Below are 22,215 nucleotides of genomic sequence, written 5' to 3' on the forward strand. Positions count from 1 at the left end.
CTGCCTACGAGAGCTATCGGCTGGCCCGCCCGGACCTGGGTGCCGACGCTGACCAGCGCGCTTTGGTTATAGCCGTAAAGGCTCATATCGCCTTTACCGTGTTCAACGACCACCACCAGGCCGTAGCCCTGCAGCCAGTCGGCGAGGATCACCCGGCCATCGGCGATCGCCTTGACCTCGGTACCTTCAGACGCAGCGATAACCATCCCTTTCCAACGTAGTTCACCTTGCAGCTGTTCGCCATAACGATGCAGCAACGTCCCGCGTACCGGCCAGTAGGCCTGGCCCCGTGGCGAGCCCAGCCCGCCGGTACGGGACATCAGCGAACGCTCGCTTTCGGTGGGCTTGTAGGTGGTCCCTTTACGCGAGGCATCCTGCTGGCGATCGCGCACGGCCTGCGCTTCGCGGGCTTCCCGCTCGGCGCGAGCTTTCGCGGCGGCTTCGGCTTGCGCGATACGACCGCGCAGGCGCGATTCGTTGGCCCGCATTTCGCTCAGCTGCTGCTGGCCCTGCTGGATGGAGGATTCAAGACCGGAAAGGGTTTTCTTACGTTCGTTGCGCGCCTGCTCAAGTTTGGCCTGCTGCGCGCGCTGCTCGTAAACCAGCGTCTGCTGCTGGCTCTGTTTCTCTTCCAGCTCAGCCTTTTGCGCGGTGACCTCTTCGCGAGTCTGTTTTAGCTCGGCAATCGTCTCCTGGCGGGCCTGGTTGAGATAGCCGTAGTAGACCTGTATACGCTGATTACGCTCGCCTTCCTCGCCGCTGAGGATCATTTGCATCCCGGTATGCGGCCCCTGACGGAACGCGGCATCGAGCTGGGCGGACAGATTGCGCTCCTGGGAGGCGCGCTGACGTTCCAGCTTAGCGATAGACGCGTTCATCTCGTCAATCTGCTTGTTGAGCTGGGCCAGGGTGTTCTGGGTTTCACGCAGCGTGCGGGCCGCGGCGGAGATGGCCTCCTCCTGCGCTTTAAGCTGAGCAAGCAGAGAGGCGCGCTGTTGCTGCTGCTGCTGTATCGCCCGCTGTTTCGCGGCGATATCGGCCTGAATAGATTTAAGCTGGTCGCGATCGTCCGCCTGAGCGGGTGCGGCGCACAGCAATACGCCAGCGCTGAGCGCGCTGGCGTAAAGGACGGATCGCACTGCCGTTGCGATCCATGTATTTGAATAAGTCGCCTTTCCCCTCATGGGGAAGGATTATTCCACGATGAACAGCGGCTTGCCAGTCATCTCTTGCGGGATTTCCATTCCCATCAGCGACAGCATGGTTGGCGCGATGTCGGAAAGCTTGCCGCCTTTGGCCACTTTCACGCTTTTGTCGCCAACGTAGATCAGCGGTACCGGCAGGTTGGTGTGAGCGGTGTGGGCCTGACCAGTGGCCGGATCGCGCATCTGTTCCGCGTTGCCGTGATCGGCGGTGATCAGCAGCTGACCGCCGACGGATTCTACCGCTTTAGCGACCCGATCGATGCAGTTATCCAGCGTTTCAACGGCCTTAATCGCCGCTTCCATTACGCCGGTATGACCGACCATATCGCCGTTCGGGTAGTTACAGATAATGGTGTCGTACTCTCCGCCCTTGATCGCGGCCACCAGTTTTTCGGTCAGTTCGGCGGAGCTCATTTCCGGCTGCAGATCGTAGGTCGCGACTTTCGGCGAGTTGATCAGAATGCGCGCTTCGCCGCTGAACGGCTCTTCAACGCCGCCGTTGAAGAAGAAGGTGACGTGGGCGTATTTCTCGGTTTCGGAGATGCGCAGCTGGGTTTTGTCGTTTTTCGCCATCCACTCGCCGAAGGTGTTCACCAGCGAGGCCGGCGGGTAGGCGCAGGCGACGTTGATGTCGGCGGCGTATTCGGTCAGCATCACGAAGTCGAGTTTGACCGCCTTCTTCCGCGCGAAGCCATCGAAATCGGTATTCACGAAGGCGCGGGTGATTTCACGGGCGCGGTCGGCGCGGAAGTTCATGAAAATCAGCGCATCGCCATCTTCCATGGCGGCATCGGCCTGGCCTGCGGCACGAATCACGGTCGCTTTCACGAACTCGTCATTCTCATCACGAGCGTAGGCGGCCTGCAGACCCGCCACGGCGGTATCGGCCTGGAACTCGCCCTGCGCCAGAGTCATCAGGTCATACGCCTGCTCAACGCGATCCCAACGATTGTCGCGATCCATGGCGTAGTAGCGGCCGATAATCGAGGCCACGCGGCCTTTACCGAGAGCGGTAAATTTCTCTTCGAATTTGGCCAGCGAACTTTCCGCGCTGCGCGGCGGCGTGTCACGCCCATCGAGGAAGGCGTGCAGGTAGATTTTCTCCGCGCCGCGTTCGGCGGCCAGCTCCACCATCGCCATAATGTGGTCTTCGTGGCTGTGAACGCCGCCAGGCGACATCAGGCCCATGATATGCACGGCTTTGCCCGCGGCAACGGCTTTATCGACTGCAGCGGTCAGTACCGGGTTGGCGAAGAAGGTGCGTTCTTTGATTTCGACATCGAGACGGGTCAGATCCTGATAGACGATACGACCGGCGCCGAGGTTAACGTGGCCCACTTCAGAGTTACCCATCTGGCGGTCTGGCAGACCGACTTCAAGGCCAGAAGCATCGATCAGCGTATGGGGACGGTGTGCCCACAATGCGTCCATGACGGGCGTTTTCGCGCTATAGATCGCGTTATCCTGCTGCTCTTCGCGATAGCCATAGCCATCCAGAATGACCAGTACCATCGGTTTTTTAGAATTCGACATTGCAACAACCTCATGCTCAAAGACAGAAAATTTGCGTAATTTTACTACAGCTGAATCGATCAAAGCCCCGCTGAAGATCAAAGAAAGGGAGCGGAGAGGGGGGAGGGAAAGCGGCGTGGAGAGGATTTTTTCGTGACGCACCGCAGAAAATACATTACATCGCGCTCACTGGCTGTATTTGCCGCAATGCACAGGTATACTCCTTCCCTGGTTTTTTATCACTTAGTCGGGAGTTGTAACCCCCCATGCAAGAAATTATGCAATTCGTCGGCCGTCATCCCGTCCTGAGCATCGCGTGGATCGCGCTGCTGGTGGCGGTACTGTTCACCACCTTTAAAGGGCTGATGTCGAAAGTTAAAGTCATTACCCGTGGTGAAGCGACGCGTCTGATCAACAAAGAAGATGCCGTGGTCGTCGACCTGCGTCAGCGCGACGATTTCCGTAAAGGCCACATTGCCGGCTCCATCAACCTGCTGCCGAGCGATATCAAGGCAAATAACGTCGGTGAGTTGGAAAAGCACAAAGCGCAACCCATTATAGTGGTAGACGGTTCCGGTATGCAGGCGCAAGAGCCTGCCGGCTCGCTGAACAAAGCCGGATTCGAGAAGGTCTTTGTACTGAAAGAAGGCATCGCTGGCTGGAGCGGCGAAAACCTTCCGCTGGTACGCGGCAAATAATTTACCCCGCGTCTGTATGACGTAGCAGGGTCCCCCTTGCGGTCAGCCGCCGGGGGATCGCTCTGTCTGCGATGTAACATTCCCAGGGTAAAAAACAGGAGTAAAGTCATGGCCAATATTGATATCTACACCAAAGCGACCTGCCCGTTCTGCGTTCGCGCGAAAGCACTGCTGAACAGCAAAGGCGTAACCTTCAATGAACTGCCGATCGATGGCAATGCCGCGAAGCGTGAAGAGATGATTCAACGCAGCGGTCGGACGACGGTTCCGCAGATTTTTATTGATGAGCAGCACATTGGCGGCTGTGACGACTTGTATGCGCTTGATTCACGTGGTGGACTTGATCCCCTGCTGCGCTAATTTTGCGTCTACCCAGACCGGGTAGGCGTATTTAAGGACAACACGAAAGGGTTTTACTATGTCAGAACAAAACAGCACCGAAATGACTTTCCAGATTCAGCGTATCTATACCAAGGATATTTCCTTTGAAGCGCCGAATGCGCCGCAAGTTTTTCAGAAAGATTGGCAGCCGGAAGTTAAACTTGATCTGGATACGGCTTCCAGCCAGCTGGCTGAAGGCGTATACGAAGTGGTGCTGCGCGTAACCGTTACCGCTGCGCTGGGTGAAGAAACGGCATTCCTGTGCGAAGTCCAGCAGGGCGGTATCTTCTCCATCGACGGCATTGACGGCAACCAGATGGCGCATTGCCTCGGTGCATACTGCCCGAACATCCTGTTCCCGTATGCGCGTGAGTGCATTACCAGCCTGGTCTCCCGCGGTACCTTCCCGCAACTGAACCTTGCGCCAGTGAACTTCGATGCGCTGTTTATGAACTATCTGCAGCAGCAGGCTGGCGAAGGTGCCGAACAACATCAGGATGCCTGATGAACGCACTTAATGCTGCAATGACTGTGATCGGTGCCGGCTCATACGGCACCGCTCTTGCCATCACCCTGGCAAGAAATGGCCACCATGTTGTGCTCTGGGGCCATGACCCGAAACATATCGCGACGCTGCAACACGATCGCTGCAACGCCGCGTTCCTTCCTGATGTCCCGTTCCCTGATACGCTGCACCTGGAAAGCGACCTGTCGGCCGCGCTGGCTGCCAGCCGCGACATTCTGATCGTGGTGCCGAGCCATGTCTTCGGCGAGGTTCTGCGGCAGATTAAACCGCTGCTGCGCCCTGATGCGCGGCTGGTCTGGGCCACCAAAGGCCTCGAAGCGGAGACCGGTCGTTTGCTGCAGGACGTCGCGCGTGAAGCGCTGGGCGATGCTATCCCGCTGGCGGTGATTTCCGGCCCGACCTTTGCCAAAGAACTGGCGGCAGGGTTGCCGACGGCTATTTCTCTGGCGTCAACCGATCCGCAGTTTGCCGACGATCTGCAGCACTTGCTGCACTGTGGCAAAAGCTTCCGTGTCTATATCAACCCGGACTTTATCGGCGTTCAGCTCGGCGGGGCGGTGAAAAACGTCATTGCCATCGGCGCCGGGATGTCTGACGGTATCGGCTTTGGCGCCAATGCCCGTACGGCGCTGATTACCCGCGGCCTGGTTGAAATGTCTCGCCTCGGGACGGCGCTGGGCGCCGATCCGGAAACCTTTATGGGGATGGCGGGGCTGGGCGATCTGGTGCTGACCTGTACCGATAACCAATCGCGTAACCGCCGTTTTGGCATGATGCTCGGTGAGGGCATGGATGTGCAAAGCGCGCAGGATAAGATCGGTCAGGTGGTTGAAGGCTACCGCAATACCAGGGAAGTTCGCGTTCTGGCACAGCGTTTGGGTGTCGAAATGCCAATAACCGAGGAAATTTATCAGGTATTATATTGCGGAAAAATTGCGCGCGAGGCAGCATTGACGTTATTAGGCCGTGCACGCAAGGACGAGCGCAGCAATTAATCTTAAAGGAACCTTTGTCACCTCGATGACCCGGTCAGCGTAGAACTGGCCGGTCATTATGCTATCGCCTGGAGTCAGCAATGCCGTGTGAAGAACTGGATATGGTCTGGAATAATATTAAAGCCGAAGCCCGGGCTCTGGCCGACTGTGAGCCTATGCTCGCCAGTTTCTACCACGCAACGCTACTCAAGCACGAAAATCTGGGCAGCGCCCTGAGCTATATGCTGGCTAACAAACTGGCTTCTCCAATCATGCCCGCCATCGCCATTCGTGAAGTGGTGGAAGAGGCCTATGCCGCTGACCCGGAGATGATCGCCTCCGCCGCCTGTGATATCCAGGCCGTGCGCACCCGCGACCCGGCGGTAGATAAATACTCCACGCCGCTGCTGTACCTGAAAGGTTTCCACGCGCTGCAGGCCTATCGTATTGGCCACTGGCTGTGGAATCAGGGGCGCCGCGCGCTGGCGATTTTCCTGCAAAACCAGGTGTCGGTCTCCTTCCAGGTCGATATTCACCCGGCGGCGAAAATTGGCCGCGGGATCATGCTCGATCACGCTACCGGTATTGTTGTCGGGGAAACGGCGGTGATTGAGGACGACGTCTCGATTCTGCAATCGGTGACCCTCGGCGGTACCGGTAAAACCAGCGGCGACCGTCATCCGAAAATCCGTGAAGGGGTGATGATTGGCGCCGGTGCGAAAATCCTCGGCAATATCGAAGTTGGACGCGGCGCCAAAATCGGTGCCGGTTCCGTGGTGTTGCAGCCCGTACCGCCGCATACCACCGCGGCCGGGGTGCCGGCGCGTATCGTCGGTAAGCCAGAGAGCGACAAGCCGGCGATGGATATGGATCAGCACTTTAACGGCATCCACCATACGTTTGAGTACGGCGACGGGATCTAGAATCGGGTTATCCCGCGCGCTGCCGACATAGCCCGGATCAGGCGCAACGCGCCGCAATCCGGGAATAACCCGGGTTAACTGCGCAATACCGCGCCAGGGTATCCCAGCTGGCGCCAGGCCTCATACACCACCACCGACACCGCATTTGACAGGTTCATACTGCGGCTGTCCGGCATCATCGGAATCCGGATTTTCTGCTGCGGTGGCAGGGCATCAAGAATGCTGGCCGGCAGGCCGCGCGTTTCCGGGCCGAACATTAAAAAATCACCGTCCTGATAGCTGACCGCGCTGTGAGCCGGCGTCCCTTTGGTGGTCAGAGCGAACAGACGCTGTGGCCTGGCGCTTGCCACGAAGGCGGCATAGTCGTGATGGCGCTGAACGGCGGCGAATTCATGATAATCCAGCCCGGCGCGGCGCAGGCGCTTATCGTCCCAGGTGAAACCCATCGGCTCGATAATATGCAGGTTAAAACCGGTGTTGGCGCACAGGCGGATGATATTCCCGGTATTTGGCGGGATCTCTGGTTCGAATAGTACAATGTTCAGCATGCTGCCCTGTCTCATTAGGCTCTTAATCGCGCGGGCAGAATAGCAGATATTTGCCCGGCCCTCATCCCTGTGGGAGAGCGCCGGGCGGGCGGCTTACGCAGCGTTGCCCTGCGTAAGCGCATTGAAGGCGTGCAGCGCGTCGGCATTCTGCACCAGCGAATCGCGGCTGATGTCACTGATGGTTTTGGTTCCGGTCAGGGTCATGGCCACCTTCATCTCTTTCTCAATCAAATTCAGCAGGTTGGCTACGCCCTGCTTGCCGTGGGTGGCCAGCGCGTACAGATAGGCACGACCCAGCAGCACGCTGTCGGCGCCGAGGGCAATCATCCGCACCACGTCCAGGCCGTTGCGAATACCGCTATCGGCGAGAATCGTGATGTCGCCTTTCACCGCATCGGCGATCGCCGGTAAGGCGCGGGCGGAGGAGAGCACCCCGTCGAGCTGGCGACCGCCGTGGTTGGAAACCACGATCCCGTCGGCGCCGAAGCGTACGGCGTCGCGCGCATCCTGCGGATCGAGGATCCCTTTGATCACCATCGGGCCGTCCCAGAATTCGCGGATCCACTCAAGGTCTTTCCATGAAATAGATGGATCGAAGTTATTCGCCAGCCAGCCGATGTAATCCTCAAGCCCGGTAGGCTTGCCGAGATAGGCGGAGATATTACCGAGATCGTGCGGGCGGCCGTTTAAACCGACATCCCACGCCCACTGCGGGTGGGTCATCGCCTGCCAGTAGCGGCGCATGGCGGCATTCGGGCCGCTCATCCCGGAATGCGCGTCGCGATAGCGGGCGCCAGGCGTCGGCATATCGACGGTAAAGACCAGCGTGGAACAGCCGGCGGCTTTGGCGCGTTCCAGCGCATTGCGCATAAAGCCGCGGTCGCGCAGGACGTACAGCTGGAACCACATCGGGCGCTTGATGGTCGGGGCGACCTCTTCAATCGGGCAGACGGAAACGGTGGAGAGGGTAAACGGGATCCCTTTATCATCCGCCGCGCCTGCGGCCTGGACTTCGCCACGGCGGGCGTACATCCCGCACAGGCCGACCGGCGCCAGCGCCACCGGCATGGAGAGCTTCTCTTTGAACAGCGTGGTTTCCAGGCTCAGGTCCGACATATTCTTCAGTACCCGCTGGCGTAACGCCACATCGGACAGGTCTGCGACGTTGCGGCGCAGCGTATGTTCGGCATAGGCGCCGCCGTCGATATAGTGGAACAGGAACGGCGGCAGGATGCGCTGGGCGGCTGCGCGATAGTCGCTGGCGGCTGAAATAATCATCACGGGTTCTCCCTGGAATTTGCATGGTGGTCACCGGGCAGGCGGGTAATGCGCGCCTGGCGGGCCTGGTCTTCATCAAAATGTTTAATCGTGGCGTGCACAAAGCCTAAGTGCGCCATCATCGCCTGGCGCGCCCCTTCGGCATCGCCGGCGAAAATGGCCTCCATCACGGCCTGGTGCTGTTCGGTCAGGCGGGCGAAAACCGGCGGGACAAGGTACATCCGCTGGCGGCTCTGTTTGACCGAGGACTGTAAGAGGTCGAAAAAACCGCGCATGGTTTGCAGGAGCACCACGTTGTGTGAGGCTTCGGCGATTGCCAGGTGGAAGCGTACGTCGGCCTGGGAGGCCAGATCCGGGTCCTCGCTCTGGGTGGCTTCAAAGCACAGGCGAATACGCTCTTTTTCGGCATCGGTGGCCCGCATCGCCGCATGCCAGGCGGTACTGGCTTCGATGGCGTGGCGGGCTTCCAGAATATCAAAGCTGTAATCGGGGTCGTCGGCGAGCAGGGTCTTCAGCGGCTGCACAATATTCTGTTCTGACCACGCCTCATGCTGCCAGCGGACAAAGGTCCCGCCGCCGCGACGGCTGACCAACAGGCCTTCGTTAACCAGCATCGCCAGCGCTTCGCGCAGCGAGTTGCGCGACACGCCAAGCTGGGCGGCCAGCTGGCGCTCGGCGGGCAAACGCATGCCCGCCTCCAGCTTTTGTTCTTCAATCAGCGCCCGCACACGACGGGCAACATCGTCTGCAAGGCGCCGGGGCATCACTATCATGGGATCATCCAGGTTAAGACATAGGCCTGCAGGGTGGTGATGACGCCAACCATGCAGGTAAAGATCAGGCTGTGTTTCACGGTAAAGCGGAACAGATCCGACTCTTTGCCGACCAGGCCTACCGCCGCACAGGCGATGGCGATGGACTGCGGTGAAATCATTTTGCCGGTCACGCCACCGGTGGTATTGGCCGCCACCAGCAGGATATCGGAGACGCCGATTTGCTGCGCCGCGGTAGCCTGCAGCGCGGCGAACAGCGCGTTAGACGATGTATCCGAACCGGTCAGGAATACCCCCAGCCAACCGAGGAACGGCGAGAAGAAGGTAAACGCATGGCCGGTATGCGCCAGGGCGAGAGCCAGCGTCGATGACAGCCCGGAATAGTTAGAGATAAAGGCGAACGCCAGCACCATACCGATGGAGTAAATCGGCAGGGCCAGCTCTTTCATCGTGCTGCCAAAGGTCACCAGCGCATCTTTCGGTTTCATGCGCAGCCAGACTACGGACAGTATAGCCGCGAACAGGATGGCGGTACCGGTGGCAGATAGCCAGTCGAACTTATACACCGCCGCGTACGGCGTGGCCTCGCTCACCACCGGCGGCATGCGGGCGACCATCTTATCAAGGAACGGCACGGAGATATTGATGACGAAGTCATACATCGCCCCGCCCGGCGCAAACAGCGCTTTAAATGGCGGGATGCTCCATAAGGTGACGGTCGCGGTCAGGAACAGGAACGGCGACCATGCCCGAATCACCTGCCCGGCGGTGTAATGGGTGCGGGCGAGGGTCTGATCGACCTGGGCGGCGCCCATATCGCCGAAACGGAAAATACGCACCGGCTGCCAGCGTTTGAGGAACAGCGTCAGACAGACCAGCGACACCAGAGAGGAGATGATGTCCGGCAGTTCCGGGCCGAGGAAGTTAGAACTGAGGTACTGCGCGATGGCGAAGGAGCCGCCGGCAACCATGACCGCCGGCCAGGTCTCTTTGATCCCACGCCAGCCGTCCATGATCGCCATAATCCAGAACAGCACGATAATGGTCAGGAACGGTAGCTGGCGACCGACCATCTGGCCGATGGCGAAGCTATCGATACCGGTTACCTGACCGGCGACGAGGATAGGGATCCCCATCGCGCCGAAGGCCACCGGCGCGGTGTTAACAATCAGGCACAGTCCTGCCGCATACAGCGGGTTAAAGCCCAGTCCGACCAGCAGCGCGGCGGTGATGGCCACCGGGGCGCCAAAGCCCGCCGCCCCTTCGAGGAAAGCCCCGAAGGAGAAGCCAACGATCAGCATCTGCAGGCGCTGGTCCGGGGTAATCGAGAGAATCGACGAGCGGATAATGTCAAACTGCCCGGTTTTCACCGAGATTTTGTAGACAAATACCGCGGCGATAATAATCCAGGCGATAGGCCACAGGCCGTAAAAGAAGCCGTAGACTACCGAGGTCAGCGCGCGGTCGACCGGCATTTTATAGAACAGCAGCGCGACCGACAGCGCAATCGCCACGGTCCAGGTCGCTGCAATGTACCCTTTAAGTTTGAGCTTAATCAGGGCAAAAAAGAAAAACAGAATCGGTAACGATGCGATAAGACTTGAGAGCCAGATATTACCGGCCGGATCGTAATTTTGTTGCCAGAGGTTCATGCAGGTCTCCATCGGGCCATCAAGATGCGGTGCTGAGTCTGCGCTCCTTGCAGGTCACATCTTTTGTAAAACTGGCCCAGCCAAAATTCAGTTGTAGGATTAACGACAACGAATGGTTAACTAAATGTTATTGCCAGGCAATATGTCTGTGACCAAAAATGATGGATATGTGAACCGCTGGACGATCCAGGCGATAAGTGGTTGGGCCAATTAGAGTGGGATGCAGAGTCTCCCCTCTCCAGGCGGAGAGGGGAGGCAGATCAGAACGCGGTCTTAGAGAAACCGGTCATTTCTTTCAGGTTCATTTCGCGACCGAGGGCGGTCATCGGGTGCACAATCACCAGACCGCGAACGCTTTTTTTCAGCTTGCCCAGATCGGCCTGCTCTTTTTTCGTGATCGCGCGGCGATGCGGCAGGCCCATCAGCTTCTGCGCTTCTTTACTCAGCTTCTGACCCTGAACTTCGCGCAGGCGAATGATTTCGGCCTCGATGGTGGTTTTTTCTTTTTCCAGCTCGGCATACTTATCCGCAGCTTCAACCAGCGACAGGTCGGCCTGCTGGTGGCGGATGGCGTCGAGACGGTCGCTCAAACGCTTGATTTCATTCTTTTCGACTTCTTTCATGGTGACTTAATCTATTAATAAAGGGATTTTGACGACATATAGTATGTGCTGTGACGTCTGTTGTGGGTAGTTATTTATCAAAAACTCGCCGTTTTATCCGCCGAAGTTGCGGGGTCAATAAAATCTAATGATATGAATGTTAATAGTATTCTTGCTAAGAGTGCCCCGAATTTGATCTTTGTGAAGTCAGCCGTAAATTGAGCACGTTTTCCTCAACCCGGCGCCTTTTTTTGACTAATTCTTTACGGGATTATCCCCGAGAAGAGGAGGGCGTGATGGCAAAAATCGGTGACGGCGTACCGCGTATAATCGACAAGACGGTTGATTTTATGGCTTCAAGCCAGGCTTTTATGGAGTATTTGAAAAAATCCCCGCGTTTGCAGCATGTGCCACCGGAGATTCCGCAGAACAAAGAGGCGTTATTTTTGAATCGGCTGGAGTATTACCGGCAGCTTTACCGGCCAACCTGCGATCAGTCTGAACCTGAATCAGAACGTTGATTTCTGGAAGGCTTTTTTTAAGCTGATTCGGGAAATCAGCTCAGTCAGAGAAAGCATCATCGTTGAACGTACCACCTGCTGGTAGCGCAGTTTCTGCATTGCCAGCAGCTCCTCGTCGCTATCGTCAAACAGTGGCGCCGGCGGCAGGGCCGTCACGCAATGTAGCTCGCCGAAAGGGCCAAGAATCTCATCATCGGTAAAACTGTACTCATTTCCGTCATGGTTGAGTTCTTCGCGTAGGGCCATCAGCAGCTCGGCGTCTTCATATTCGGCGCGGCTAATCACCCCAAGGCCGTAAATCAGCTTCAGGCGTACGGAAAGGTCGCCCAGCGGGCCGTCGCCATCCAGCAAGGGCTCCACTGCGTATTTCACCGCGTAGTCATCTTTACGGAATACCTGAAGCACCAGGATATTGACCGCTTCCGTGAGTAATTCGACGGTCGCTATCAGGAAGCTTTGTACGGTTTTGCCAGCATTCAGACGCTCAAGCACGCGGTTTTCAAATGCCTGTGTTTCTTCCATTATTGCCTGCATATCTGACAGGAGTAGTAATGGGCGCGGTTCGTGCCGCGCCAGATCTTGCCTCATTTGGTGGCGTTATAGTCGTTAACGGCCTCCGCTACCACGGCGCTTGCTGCATCCAGACCAGAAATCTGTGCCAGCGCAGCCTGTGGGCCTTTCTCTGCAATCAGCGTCGCCAGCTCCTGCGCCTGCGGATCTTCTTCGCTGCGGAAGTGCATCGCCGCCGCAATCCCCTTCACCAGATTGGTGTGCGGCAGCGCGTATTCCAGCGTGCCCAGCAGCGGCTTGATCAGGCGATCGCCGGCGCTCAGCTTACGCAGCGGCTGGCGGCCAACGCGCTCAACGTCATCTTGCAGATACGGGTTCTCGAAACGACCAAGGATTTTCTGGATATAGGCAGCGTGCTTCTGCGCATCAAAGCCGTAGCGTTTGATCAGTACCGCACCGCTCTCTTCCATGGCCCCTTTAACCACGGTGCGAATTTTCTCATCGAGAATCGCGTCGCGAATCGTCTGGTGACCCGCCAGTTTTCCGAGGTAGGCGGTTATAGCATGTCCGGTGTTTAAGGTGAATAGCTTACGCTCGACAAATGCCATCAGGTTGTCAGTTAATTCCATTCCTGGGATATCGGGCAGCGCGCCTTTGAACTGGGTTTTATCGACGATCCACTCGCTGAAGGTTTCTACCGTCACTTCCAGCGGGTCGTGGGTCGCGGAGGCGGATGGCGGGACGATACGGTCCACGGCGGAATCAACGAAGCCGACGTTGGCTTCGACCCAGGCTTTGTCTTCGTCAGCCAGCGCGTTAAACACGTGGCCCTTCAGCTGCGTGGTGCCGCGCACCATGTTCTCGCAGGCGATAATGTTCAGCGGGGTTTCAACACCCTGCGCCTTACGCTTCGCCAGCCCTTTGGCGATCGCCGGGGCGATGCGCTCCAGCACGACCGGACCGACGGCGGTAGTGACCAGGTCAACGCTGGCAATCAGGTCAATCACTTCCTCGCCGATGCTGCTAACGGCGCTAACGCCGGAGACGGTGTCCACCTGCTCGTTTTCGCCGACGACGTGAACCTGATAGCTATGACGGGCATTCAGGGCATCAAGCACCACCTGATTGACATCGGCGAACGTTAAGGCGATCCCGGCGTCAGCCAGCAATTTGCCGATGAAGCCACGTCCGATATTACCTGCGCCAAAATGTAATGCATTCATAGTATTAACCTTCATTAATGTTTTTACCTGAGAGGGTTCGGGTGAGGGTGGGGCCCTTACCCGAACCCTCTCTCCCCGAATGAGGAGAGAGGGACGGTTTCCCCGGATGATGGCCTGAAGGCCTGATCCGGGCGATACGCTTACTTATTGCCTTTCAGCAGAGTCAGCACTTCATCTACGCTGGTGGTGTGCGTCAGACGTTCAATCACGGATTCATCATCCAGCGCGTTGGTCAGGCTGGTGATAACCTGAATATGCTCGTTGTTGCGGGCGGCGATACCAATGACCAGGCGGGCAATGTCATCTTCATCGTCACCGAAACGCACCCCTTGTGGGTACTGACAGAAGACCACACCGGTCTTGAGCACGCGGTCTTTTGCTTCAATGGTACCGTGTGGCACCGCGATGGACTCACCCAGGTAGGTCGAGGTCAGTTTTTCACGATCCAGCATCGCCTGCACGTATTCCGGCTCAACGTAACCACCTTTCACCAGCTGCTCACCGGCGAAGCGGATCGCCTCTTCTTTATTCGCCGCCTGGCGTCCAAGGAAGATGTTTTCCGCGCTCAGCTGGAACAGGTTGGTGTCCGGGGCATCGAAGCTGTCTTTCAGGCTGCCGCGAACCTTCTCTTCGTTATCCGTATGGCGCTGTGCGGCCACCAGACGCTCGGTCAGGTTGGTGTACAGGCCGCTGTCGAGGAAGTTGGTCAGCGAAATATGCTGGGCCTGCGGTACCTGGCGCATCGCACGCTCGGTCAGATCACGGTGGGTGATCACCAGGTCGACATCCGGCGGCAGGTTGTTAATCGCCGAGTTGGTGACGGAGATATTGCTCAGCCCGGCATCCTGTACTTTCTTACGCAGCACGCCGGCACCCATGGCGCTGGAACCCATACCGGCGTCACAGGCGACGATGATTTTGCGCACGTGGCTCAGGTCGTTAGCGACATCACCCGCGGCCAGCGGAGTGGCTGCGCCTTTGGATTCTGCTTTCATATCCTGCATGCGACGGGTCGCGGCATCGATATCATCTTCTTCTTTCACTTTGCTGGTTTTCAGCAGAATGGCGGAGACGACGAAGGAGACGGCCATTGCGGCGACAATCGCGGCGATGTTAGCGAAGTAAGCACCTTTCGGGGTCATCGCCAGTACGGCCAGGATGGAGCCTGGAGAGGCCGGAGAAACCAGACCGCCGTTGAGGATGGTCAGGGTGAATACGCCGGTCATACCGCCGAGGATAACCGCGAGAATCAGACGCGGGTTCATCAGCACGTACGGGAAGTAAATTTCGTGGATACCGCCCAGGAAGTGGATGATTGCAGCGCCGCCAGCGGACTGCTTGGCGTTACCGCGACCAAAGAACATGTACGCCAGCAGCACGCCCATACCCGGACCCGGGTTGGCTTCAATCAGGAAGAAGATTGATTTGCCCAGTTCGTGGGACTGCTGGATACCCAGCGGCGAGAAGATACCGTGGTTGATGGCGTTATTCAGGAACAGGATTTTCGCCGGTTCAACAAAGATCGACGCCAGCGGCAGCATGTCATGGACAACCATGAAGTTAACGCCCGCCGCCAGAATTTTGGACAGGACTTCAACCGCCGGGCCAATGCCGAGGAAGGCCAGAATCGCGAGGATCATCCCGATGATACCGGCGGAGAAGTTGTTTACCAGCATTTCAAAGCCGGACTTGATCTTACCGTCGACCCAGCCGTCAAAGCGTTTGATGGCCCAGCCGCCGAGAGGGCCGGCAATCATTGCGCCGAGGAACATCGGCATGTCCGCGCCGACGATGACGCCCATGGTGGTGATCGCGCCGACGACACCGCCGCGCTCGCCGCCAATCAGTTTACCGCCGGTATAACCGATCAACAGCGGTAACAGATAGGTAATCATTGGGCCGACCAGCTTCGCCAGCGTTTCGTTCGGCAACCACCCTGTTGGAATGAATAGCGCGGTGATGATACCCCACGCGATAAACGCGCCTATATTCGGCATCACCATATTGCTGAGGAATCGACCAAAGCTTTGCACCTTGATCTTGATATCGGATGACATAAAACACCCCTTCTTCTGTTTTGCTTATCGCGTAGGCTAAAAGCCTGAGGCTTGTTGTTAATGTGGCGGCAGAGGTAGCCGGACCCTGATTGATAATGCGAAATCTGGCACTGAATCGTTAAACTGTCCAGTCAGCGGGATTTTTTGTGATATATGTCACGTAAATGTAGGTGGTTGGTGGGTAAATATAGTGATCTGCATCACAAAACAATTGTGCAAAGAGCCTCCATCTGGAGAGATTCGCGCCTTTAATGCTGTTTTGTGTGATAAACGTCACAAAATTGTGACCGATATTAATTATTTATATGTGATGTTAATCACAAAATATTTCAGCTGATTTTTCCACATGTGATCTCCGGCAGGTTCTGCCGCGCGATATGCTCCGCTTGCTGGCCGACATCGTGAATACTTATACGACCCTCTGCGCGGTGAACTCTCCTCTGCCTTTTGCCTGCGCCTGAACCATACTTACCTTTTTGTTGGCAAAAGGAGCAGGCAATGAAACTGATCGGCAGCTATACCAGTCCCTTTGTGCGCAAAATTTCCGTCATCCTGCTGGAAAAAGAGATTCCTTTCGAGTTTGTTAACGAGTTCCCCTACAACGATGTCAACGGTGTCGCGAAATTTAACCCGCTTGGTAAAGTGCCGGCGCTGGTCACCGACGACGGCGAATGCTGGTACGGCTCGCCAGTCATTGCCCAATATCTTGAACTGCTTGATGTCACGCCGGCGATGGTGCCGTCCGAGGCGAAAGCGGCGCTGAAAGTGCGTCAGTTCGAAGCGCTGGCCGACGGCGTGATGGAAGCGGCGCAGGCGCTGGTGCGTGAAAAGGCTCGTCCGGCGGCGCAGCAGTCGGAAGGCGAACTGCTGCGCCAGCGTGAGAAGGTGGCCCGCGGCCTGGATGCGCTGGAGGCGAATATTGTCAACGGTAGCCTGCGCCCCGGTGAGGTCAACCTGGCGACGATTTCCGCGGCCTGCGCGATTGCTTATCTCAACTTTCGCCGCGTGGCGCCAGGCTGGTGTGCGACGCGCCCTCAGCTGATCAAACTGGTTGAGTCGCTCTTTCAGCGTCCCAGCTTTGCCCGTACAGAACCGCCAAGGACTTGACCCAGGCCGGTAACAGTTTCCGCCCGGAGGCGTTACAATCGCCGCTGATTGTTGACTCCCTCTCCCGTCGGGAGGGGGGAAAATAACTTACCGCCAGGTCCATTCATGACTACCGATATTCGTGCGCTTTATACCCGGCTTCCGGCCACCGATCGTTTGCTCCGCGACCCCGCTTTTTCTGCTGTGTTGGCCCAATATGGTCACGCCCAGGTGGTGGCGCTGCTGCGCCAGATGCTTGATGAAGCCCGGCAGCACATTCGCCAGATTCAGGCGCTACCGGCCTGGTGCGACGACTGGCCCGCGGAAACCGGGCGGCGCCTGGCGCAGACCCGGCACAGCGCACTGCGTCCGGTTTTTAATCTGACCGGGACGGTGTTGCACACTAACCTGGGACGCGCGATTCAGGCTGAAGCGGCGGTTGACGCGGTAGCGCAGGCGATGCGCGCGCCGGTGACGCTCGAGTACAGCCTGGATGATGGCGGGCGGGGGCATCGCGATCGGGCGCTGGCGGAGCTGCTGTGCCGTATCACCGGTGCTGAAGATGCCTGCATCGTTAACAACAACGCGGCGGCGGTGCTGTTGATGCTGGCGGCAACGGCCAACGGTAAAGAAGTGGTGCTCTCGCGCGGCGAGCTGGTGGAGATCGGCGGCGCGTTCCGGATCCCCGATGTGATGCGCCAGGCGGGCTGCCTCCTGCACGAAGTCGGCACCACCAACCGCACCCACGCCAAAGATTATCGCCAGGCCGTGAATGACCATACCGGACTGTTGATGAAGGTCCACACCAGCAACTACAGCATTGAGGGCTTCACCAAAGCGGTGGATGAGGCGGAGCTGGCGGCGATTGGCCGCGAGTCAGGTATTCCGGTGGTGGTCGATCTGGGCAGCGGTTCGCTGGTTGATTTGAGCGAGTACGGCCTGCCGAAAGAGCCGATGCCGCAGGAGATGATCGCCGCGGGCGTCAGCCTGGTGAGCTTCTCCGGAGATAAGCTGCTGGGCGGTCCGCAGGCGGGGATTATCGTCGGTGAGAAAGCGATGATTGCCCGTCTGCAGCAGCATCCGCTTAAGCGTGCGCTGCGCGCCGATAAAATGACGCTGGCGGCGCTGGAAGCCACTTTGCGCCTGTATCTGCACCCGGAAACGCTGGCCGAGCGCCTGCCGACCCTGCGTCTGCTGACCCGTACGGCCGAGGCGATTCACGCGCAGGCGACGCGTCTGCAGCCGCCGCTGGCCGCCCATTACGCAGAGTTTGATGTCCGGGTTGAGCCGTGTCAGTCGCAGATCGGCAGCGGTTCCTTACCGGTTGACCGGCTGCCGGGAGCGGCGCTGACCTTTACGCCGCGCGATGGTCGTGGCAGTCAGCTGGAGGCGCTGGCGGCCCGCTGGCGTGGGCTGACGATCCCGATTATCGGACGTATTTACGATGGGCGTCTGTGGCTGGACTTGCGCTGTCTTGAAGATGAATCCCGGTTTATGGAGATGTTATTACAATGATTATTGCCACCGCCGGACACGTTGACCATGGTAAAACCACGCTGTTGCAGGCGCTCACCGGCGTGAATGCCGACCGGCTGCCGGAAGAGAAATCGCGCGGCATGACCATCGATCTGGGGTACGCCTACTGGCCGCAGCCCGACGGTCGCGTGCTGGGGTTTATCGACGTGCCCGGCCATGAAAAGTTTTTGTCTAATATGCTGGCAGGCGTAGGGGGGATTGACCATGCGCTGCTGGTGGTGGCCTGCGATGATGGCGTAATGGCGCAGACCCGCGAGCATCTGGCGATCCTGCAGCTGACGGGAAACCCGTCGCTGACGGTGGCGCTAACGAAAACCGATCGCGTCGATACGGCGCGGGTGAGCGAGGTCCATGCCGATGTTGAAGCGGCGCTGGCCGAATTGGGTTTTACCGATGTCACGCTGTTTGCCACTGCGGCGACGGAAAACCGCGGGATTGGCGAGCTGCGTGACCATCTGCTGCAGTTGCCTGAACGTGCGCATCCGCAGCATCAGCGCTTTCGTCTGGCTATCGATCGCGCTTTTACCGTCAAAGGGGCGGGTCTGGTGGTCACCGGTACCGCGCTCAGCGGTGAAGTGAAGGTGGGGGAGACGCTGTGGCTGACCGGCGTCGACAAGCCGATGCGCGTGCGCGGTCTGCATGCGCAAAATCAGCCGGTAGATCAGGCCTGGGCCGGGCAACGCATCGCGCTGAATATCGTCGGCGATGCGCAAAAAGAGGCGCTGAGCCGCGGCGACTGGCTGTTATCTGCGCAACCTCCCGAACCGTCGGAGCGGGTGATTGTTGAACTGCAATGCCATACGCCGCTGACGCAATGGCAGTCATTACATATCCATCATGCGGCCAGCCATATTACCGGGCGCGTCTCGTTGCTGGAGGGCAATTTCGCCGAGCTGGTGCTGGATACCCCGCTGTGGCTGGCGGATAACGATCGTCTGGTGCTGCGCGATATCTCCGCTCGCGTCACCCTGGCGGGGGCTCGCGTATTGACGCTGAACCCGCCGCGTCGCGGTAAACGTAAAGCGGCGTATCTGCAGTGGCTACATGCCCTGGCGACGGCTACCGATGATGCCCTGGCGCTGGAGACGCATCTGCAACGCGATGCGGTGCGCCTGAGTGAATTTGCCTGGGCGCGCCAGCTGAGCGAAGACGGTCTCGCGACATTGATCGGCAAGGCCGGTTATCTGCAGGCCGGTAATAGCGTGCTCAGCGCGCCGCTGGCGGCTTGCTGGCAGGGCAAATTACTCGATGCGCTGTCACGCTATCACGATCGGCATCGCGATGAGCCGGGGCCGGGCCGTGAACGGCTGCGGCGTATTGCGCTGCCGATGGAGGACGAGGCGTTGGTGCTACTGCTGATCGAGCAGATGCGCGCCAGCGGGACGATCCTCAGTCATCACGGCTGGCTCCATCTGCCGGAACACAAGGCGGCTTTTACCGATGAGCAGCAGGCCATCTGGCTACAGGTTGCCGGGCTGTTTGCCGATGAGCCCTGGTGGGTGCGCGATCTGGCGAAAGAGGCCGGCGTCGAAGAGTCGTTGATGCGCGCGGTACTGCGCCAGGCGGCGCAGCAGGGCATGATTACTGCGATCGTCAAAGATCGTTATTACCGTAACGATCGGATCGTGGCGTTTGCCAGAATGATCCGCGAGCTGGACCAGCTGCGCGGTTCAACCTGCGCGGCAGACTTCCGCGATACGCTGAACGTCGGGCGTAAGCTGGCGATTCAAATCCTCGAGTACTTCGACCGGATTGGTTTTACCCGCCGTCGTGGAAATGATCATCTGCTGCGCGATGGCCTGCTGTTCCCCGACAAAGACAGCGCGTGATAAGACGCAACACGGCCTCGTCGGGCCCGGGCAGTACGTGACCGTACTGCCCATTAGCCCCGCTCGTTATTGCGCACCCGGCGGATTGGCGTATGCGTTTGTTCCTCACGAGGCTACGGGCGATTATTGCCCGTAGTAGGCATTTTTCCCATGCTTGCGCAGATAATGCTTATCGAGCAATTCTGGCTGCATGTCCGGCAGTCGCGGAGTCAGCTGGCGGGAGAATAGCCCCATGTAGGCGCACTCTTCCAGTACTACGGCGTTGTGTACCGCATCAGCGGCATCTTTCCCCCAGGCAAACGGCCCATGCGAATGAACCAGCACCGCGGGTACCTGCTGCGGGTCGAGGCCCCGTTCTTCAAAGGTTTTAATGATCACCTCGCCGGTTTGATATTCATATTCACCCTGAATTTCCGCTGGCGTCATCAGGCGAGTACAGGGGATAGCACCGTAAAAATAGTCGGCGTGTGTGGTGCCCCATGCGGGGAGATCGAGTCCCGCCTGTGACCAGATTGTCGCATGGCGGGAATGGGTATGGACGATCCCGCCGATTTGCGGATAGCGGCGGTATAACGCCAGATGGGTTGGGGTATCGGAGGAGGGTTTTTTACTCCCTTCCACCACTTTACCGCTGGCAATATCCACCACCACCATATCGTCAGCGGTCATTACCGTATACTCGACGCCGGAAGGCTTGATCACCATCAGCCTGCGTGTTTCGTCTACTGCGCTGACGTTACCCCAGGTAAACGTCACCAGTCGATGTTCCGGGAGCGCCAGGTTGGCCGCTAGCACCTCGGCTTTTAGCTGTTCTAACATGTGAATCCTCCTTCCTGCATACGCGCTTCAATCCAACGTCGTGCCTGGATAATTTCCAGAACCGGCTCACTGGCTTTCTCGGTCCACATTTCAATCAGAAATGAGCCGCGGTAGTTCAGTTGGTGTAGCGTTTTAAAAATACCGACAAAGTCGACACATCCTTCGCCAAACGGCACGTCGCGAAATTGTCCGGGGCTTTGTGCCGTGACAGGCTGGGTGTCTTTGAGGTGGATCGCGGCGATGCGGTCGATACCCAGCTTCAGTTCGGCGGTGACGTCATTCCCCCAGGCGCTAAGGTTGCCCACATCCGGATAGACGGTGAACCACGGCGATGAAAGCATTGCATCCCATTTTTTCCATTTGCTGATGGAGTTCATAAAGGCGGTATCCATGATTTCTACCGCCAGCATCACCTGCGCGGCCGCGGCTTGCTCCACCGCCCACGCCAGTCCCTCGGCAAAACGCTGTTGAGTGCCTTCGTCGTGCTCCTCGTAATAGACGTCATACCCTGCCAGCTGGATCGTACGGATGCCCAGATCGCGTGCCAGACGAATAGATTTGGTCATAATCTCACGCGCCCGCTCGCGTATTGCCCGGTCGCGGCTGCCAAAAGGGAAACGGCGGTGGGCGGACAGGCACATTGATGGGATCGAAACGCCAGTTTCCAGCATGGCGGTTACCAGCGATGCGCGTTGTGCGGGACTCCAGTCCAGGCGCGACAGGCGTTCGTCGGTCTCATCCACCGACATTTCAACAAAATCAAAACCGCAGCTTTTCGCCAGCACCAGTCGCTCCGGCCAACTGAGATCTTTCGCCAACGCTTTCTCATAAATGCCTAACGGATGATTACGCATGGTGTACTCCCCAGATGGCATCGATTTGTGCGTGAAACCCGGCGGCGGCTCGCGCCGGATGGGGCGCATCTGCCAGCGCGCGTCCGGCAATAAATGCTTTCACATTGATATCTTTGAACAGCGGCAGATCCTCCGGGATAATGCCGCCGGTGATCGACAGCTCCAGACCGATATCGGAAAGCGCCTTCATGCGCGCCAGATCCGCATCCCCCCACTGCTGCCCGCTGGCCTGGGCATCGCGTCCGCGATGGTAAATCGCCTGATGGACGCCGGTACGGTACCAGGCGCGGGCGTCATCCAGCGTCCAGTTGCCAAACAGCTCTATCTGAATTTCGCCCCCGCAGGATTGCGCAACGGCGTGACCTTTCTCTACCGTGGCGAGCGGCGCGGCACAGATAATGGTCATCCAGTTGGCGCCGGCGGAAAATGCCTGCTGCGCCAGCGTTTCACCGGCATCAGCGACTTTCCAGTCGGCGACGATGATCTTCTCCGGACACTGGGCGCGCAGGGCTTTAACCGCGCTAAGCCCTTCGGTTAAACAGAGGATGGTACCCGCCTCGATGATATCGACGTGCGCCTGTAGCAGGGCGACATCACGTTGCGCTGCCTGAAGGCTGGTGTGGTCGAGCGCCAGTTGCAGTAATGGTTGGCTCATAATGCGTGCTCCTTAATACGGGCGTGATAGCCCTGTAGTGCTTCAATCAAATC

At 58.3% G+C, this 22,215-nt stretch carries 22 protein-coding genes; 9 read left to right on the top strand and 13 right to left on the bottom strand.

The annotated features are described in order from the left end of the window. On the bottom strand, positions 1–1,184 hold a 1,184-nt coding region (gene envC / locus ACI2JR_RS25370; protein WP_462479765.1), incomplete at its 3' end, for a murein hydrolase activator EnvC. 9 nt (positions 1,185–1,193) lie between these two features. Further along, positions 1,194–2,738, bottom strand: a complete 1,545-nt coding sequence (gene gpmM, locus ACI2JR_RS25375; RefSeq protein WP_462479766.1) for a 2,3-bisphosphoglycerate-independent phosphoglycerate mutase — start codon at positions 2,736–2,738, stop codon at positions 1,194–1,196. 245 nt (positions 2,739–2,983) lie between these two features. On the opposite strand from gpmM, the gene ACI2JR_RS25380 reads away from it, so the two are divergent. The 5 genes from ACI2JR_RS25380 to cysE all read left to right on the top strand — a co-directional run bounded on the left by ACI2JR_RS25380 (position 2,984) and on the right by cysE (position 6,219). After that, positions 2,984–3,415: a rhodanese-like domain-containing protein gene (locus tag ACI2JR_RS25380; RefSeq protein WP_132729304.1), complete on the top strand. Its 432-nt coding sequence runs from the start codon at positions 2,984–2,986 to the stop codon at positions 3,413–3,415. A gap of 108 nt (positions 3,416–3,523) precedes the next feature. Next, positions 3,524–3,775 (top strand): glutaredoxin 3, encoded by a 252-nt coding sequence (gene grxC / locus ACI2JR_RS25385; RefSeq protein ID WP_123757127.1) that lies wholly within the window; start codon positions 3,524–3,526, stop codon positions 3,773–3,775. Between the two features lie 58 nt (positions 3,776–3,833). Beyond that, complete coding sequence (gene secB, locus ACI2JR_RS25390) at positions 3,834–4,301, top strand: protein-export chaperone SecB (RefSeq protein ID WP_004868904.1); 468 nt, start codon at positions 3,834–3,836, stop codon at positions 4,299–4,301. Continuing rightward, complete coding sequence (gpsA, locus tag ACI2JR_RS25395) at positions 4,301–5,317, top strand: NAD(P)H-dependent glycerol-3-phosphate dehydrogenase (protein ID WP_132729305.1); 1,017 nt, start codon at positions 4,301–4,303, stop codon at positions 5,315–5,317. Before secB ends, gpsA begins: the two co-directional genes overlap by 1 nt. A gap of 80 nt (positions 5,318–5,397) precedes the next feature. After that, positions 5,398–6,219, top strand: a complete 822-nt coding sequence (gene cysE / locus ACI2JR_RS25400; RefSeq protein ID WP_132729306.1) for a serine O-acetyltransferase — start codon at positions 5,398–5,400, stop codon at positions 6,217–6,219. Positions 6,220–6,293: 74 nt separating this feature from the next. On the opposite strand, the gene trmL is transcribed toward cysE, so the two are convergent. The 5 genes from trmL to ACI2JR_RS25425 form a co-directional block, all read right to left on the bottom strand. Further along, positions 6,294–6,767: a tRNA (uridine(34)/cytosine(34)/5-carboxymethylaminomethyluridine(34)-2'-O)-methyltransferase TrmL gene (gene trmL, locus ACI2JR_RS25405; protein WP_132729307.1), complete on the bottom strand. Its 474-nt coding sequence runs from the start codon at positions 6,765–6,767 to the stop codon at positions 6,294–6,296. Positions 6,768–6,860: 93 nt separating this feature from the next. Continuing rightward, positions 6,861–8,045, bottom strand: a complete 1,185-nt coding sequence (gene lldD, locus ACI2JR_RS25410; RefSeq protein ID WP_132729482.1) for an FMN-dependent L-lactate dehydrogenase LldD — start codon at positions 8,043–8,045, stop codon at positions 6,861–6,863. Beyond that, positions 8,045–8,818, bottom strand: coding sequence for a transcriptional regulator LldR (lldR, locus tag ACI2JR_RS25415; protein WP_132729308.1), 774 nt, complete (start codon positions 8,816–8,818; stop codon positions 8,045–8,047). Before lldR ends, lldD begins: the two co-directional genes overlap by 1 nt. Next, complete coding sequence (lldP, locus tag ACI2JR_RS25420; protein ID WP_462479767.1) at positions 8,815–10,470, bottom strand: L-lactate permease; 1,656 nt, start codon at positions 10,468–10,470, stop codon at positions 8,815–8,817. The genes lldR and lldP overlap by 4 nt, the downstream gene beginning before the upstream one ends. 260 nt (positions 10,471–10,730) lie before the next feature. Next, positions 10,731–11,093: a YibL family ribosome-associated protein gene (locus ACI2JR_RS25425; RefSeq protein WP_132729310.1), complete on the bottom strand. Its 363-nt coding sequence runs from the start codon at positions 11,091–11,093 to the stop codon at positions 10,731–10,733. Between the two features lie 275 nt (positions 11,094–11,368). On the opposite strand from ACI2JR_RS25425, the gene ACI2JR_RS25430 reads away from it, so the two are divergent. Continuing rightward, positions 11,369–11,593 carry a hypothetical protein gene (locus ACI2JR_RS25430; protein WP_032690288.1) on the top strand — a complete coding sequence of 75 codons (225 nt, stop codon included), beginning with the start codon at positions 11,369–11,371 and terminating at the stop codon, positions 11,591–11,593. On the opposite strand, the gene mtlR is transcribed toward ACI2JR_RS25430, so the two are convergent. The 3 genes from mtlR to ACI2JR_RS25445 form a co-directional block, all read right to left on the bottom strand. After that, on the bottom strand, positions 11,582–12,181 hold the full coding sequence (gene mtlR / locus ACI2JR_RS25435) for a mannitol operon repressor MtlR (RefSeq protein WP_462479768.1): 600 nt from the start codon (positions 12,179–12,181) through the stop codon (positions 11,582–11,584). The genes ACI2JR_RS25430 and mtlR overlap by 12 nt on opposite strands. Beyond that, a complete protein-coding gene (gene mtlD, locus ACI2JR_RS25440) occupies positions 12,178–13,326 on the bottom strand; it encodes a mannitol-1-phosphate 5-dehydrogenase (RefSeq protein ID WP_462479769.1) in 1,149 nt (382 codons plus the stop codon). Before mtlD ends, mtlR begins: the two co-directional genes overlap by 4 nt. A 140-nt stretch (positions 13,327–13,466) precedes the next feature. Further along, on the bottom strand, positions 13,467–15,383 hold the full coding sequence (locus tag ACI2JR_RS25445; protein WP_132729313.1) for a PTS mannitol transporter subunit IICBA: 1,917 nt from the start codon (positions 15,381–15,383) through the stop codon (positions 13,467–13,469). Between the two features lie 498 nt (positions 15,384–15,881). Here ACI2JR_RS25445 and ACI2JR_RS25450 point away from each other — a divergent pair, with 498 nt between their 5' ends. The 3 genes from ACI2JR_RS25450 to selB all read left to right on the top strand — a co-directional run bounded on the left by ACI2JR_RS25450 (position 15,882) and on the right by selB (position 19,834). Further along, a complete protein-coding gene (locus ACI2JR_RS25450) occupies positions 15,882–16,490 on the top strand; it encodes a glutathione S-transferase (RefSeq protein ID WP_462479770.1) in 609 nt (202 codons plus the stop codon). 105 nt (positions 16,491–16,595) lie between these two features. Further along, positions 16,596–17,984, top strand: coding sequence for an L-seryl-tRNA(Sec) selenium transferase (gene selA / locus ACI2JR_RS25455; protein WP_132729315.1), 1,389 nt, complete (start codon positions 16,596–16,598; stop codon positions 17,982–17,984). Continuing rightward, entirely contained in the window at positions 17,981–19,834 is a 1,854-nt protein-coding gene (selB, locus tag ACI2JR_RS25460; protein WP_462479771.1) for a selenocysteine-specific translation elongation factor, read from the top strand. The genes selA and selB overlap by 4 nt, the downstream gene beginning before the upstream one ends. Before the next feature lie 123 nt (positions 19,835–19,957). On the opposite strand, the gene araD is transcribed toward selB, so the two are convergent. The 3 genes from araD to ulaD are packed head-to-tail and all read right to left on the bottom strand — an operon-like array spanning position 19,958 to position 22,162. Then, positions 19,958–20,653: an L-ribulose-5-phosphate 4-epimerase gene (gene araD / locus ACI2JR_RS25465; protein WP_132729317.1), complete on the bottom strand. Its 696-nt coding sequence runs from the start codon at positions 20,651–20,653 to the stop codon at positions 19,958–19,960. Next, positions 20,647–21,507 (bottom strand): L-ribulose-5-phosphate 3-epimerase, encoded by an 861-nt coding sequence (locus ACI2JR_RS25470; protein ID WP_132729318.1) that lies wholly within the window; start codon positions 21,505–21,507, stop codon positions 20,647–20,649. The genes araD and ACI2JR_RS25470 overlap by 7 nt, the downstream gene beginning before the upstream one ends. Continuing rightward, entirely contained in the window at positions 21,500–22,162 is a 663-nt protein-coding gene (ulaD, locus tag ACI2JR_RS25475; RefSeq protein ID WP_462479772.1) for a 3-keto-L-gulonate-6-phosphate decarboxylase UlaD, read from the bottom strand. Before ulaD ends, ACI2JR_RS25470 begins: the two co-directional genes overlap by 8 nt. Between the last annotated feature and the right edge of the window lie 53 nt (positions 22,163–22,215).

Source organism: Klebsiella sp. NPDC088457 (assembly GCF_044900465.1).
Classification (GTDB): domain Bacteria; phylum Pseudomonadota; class Gammaproteobacteria; order Enterobacterales; family Enterobacteriaceae; genus Klebsiella.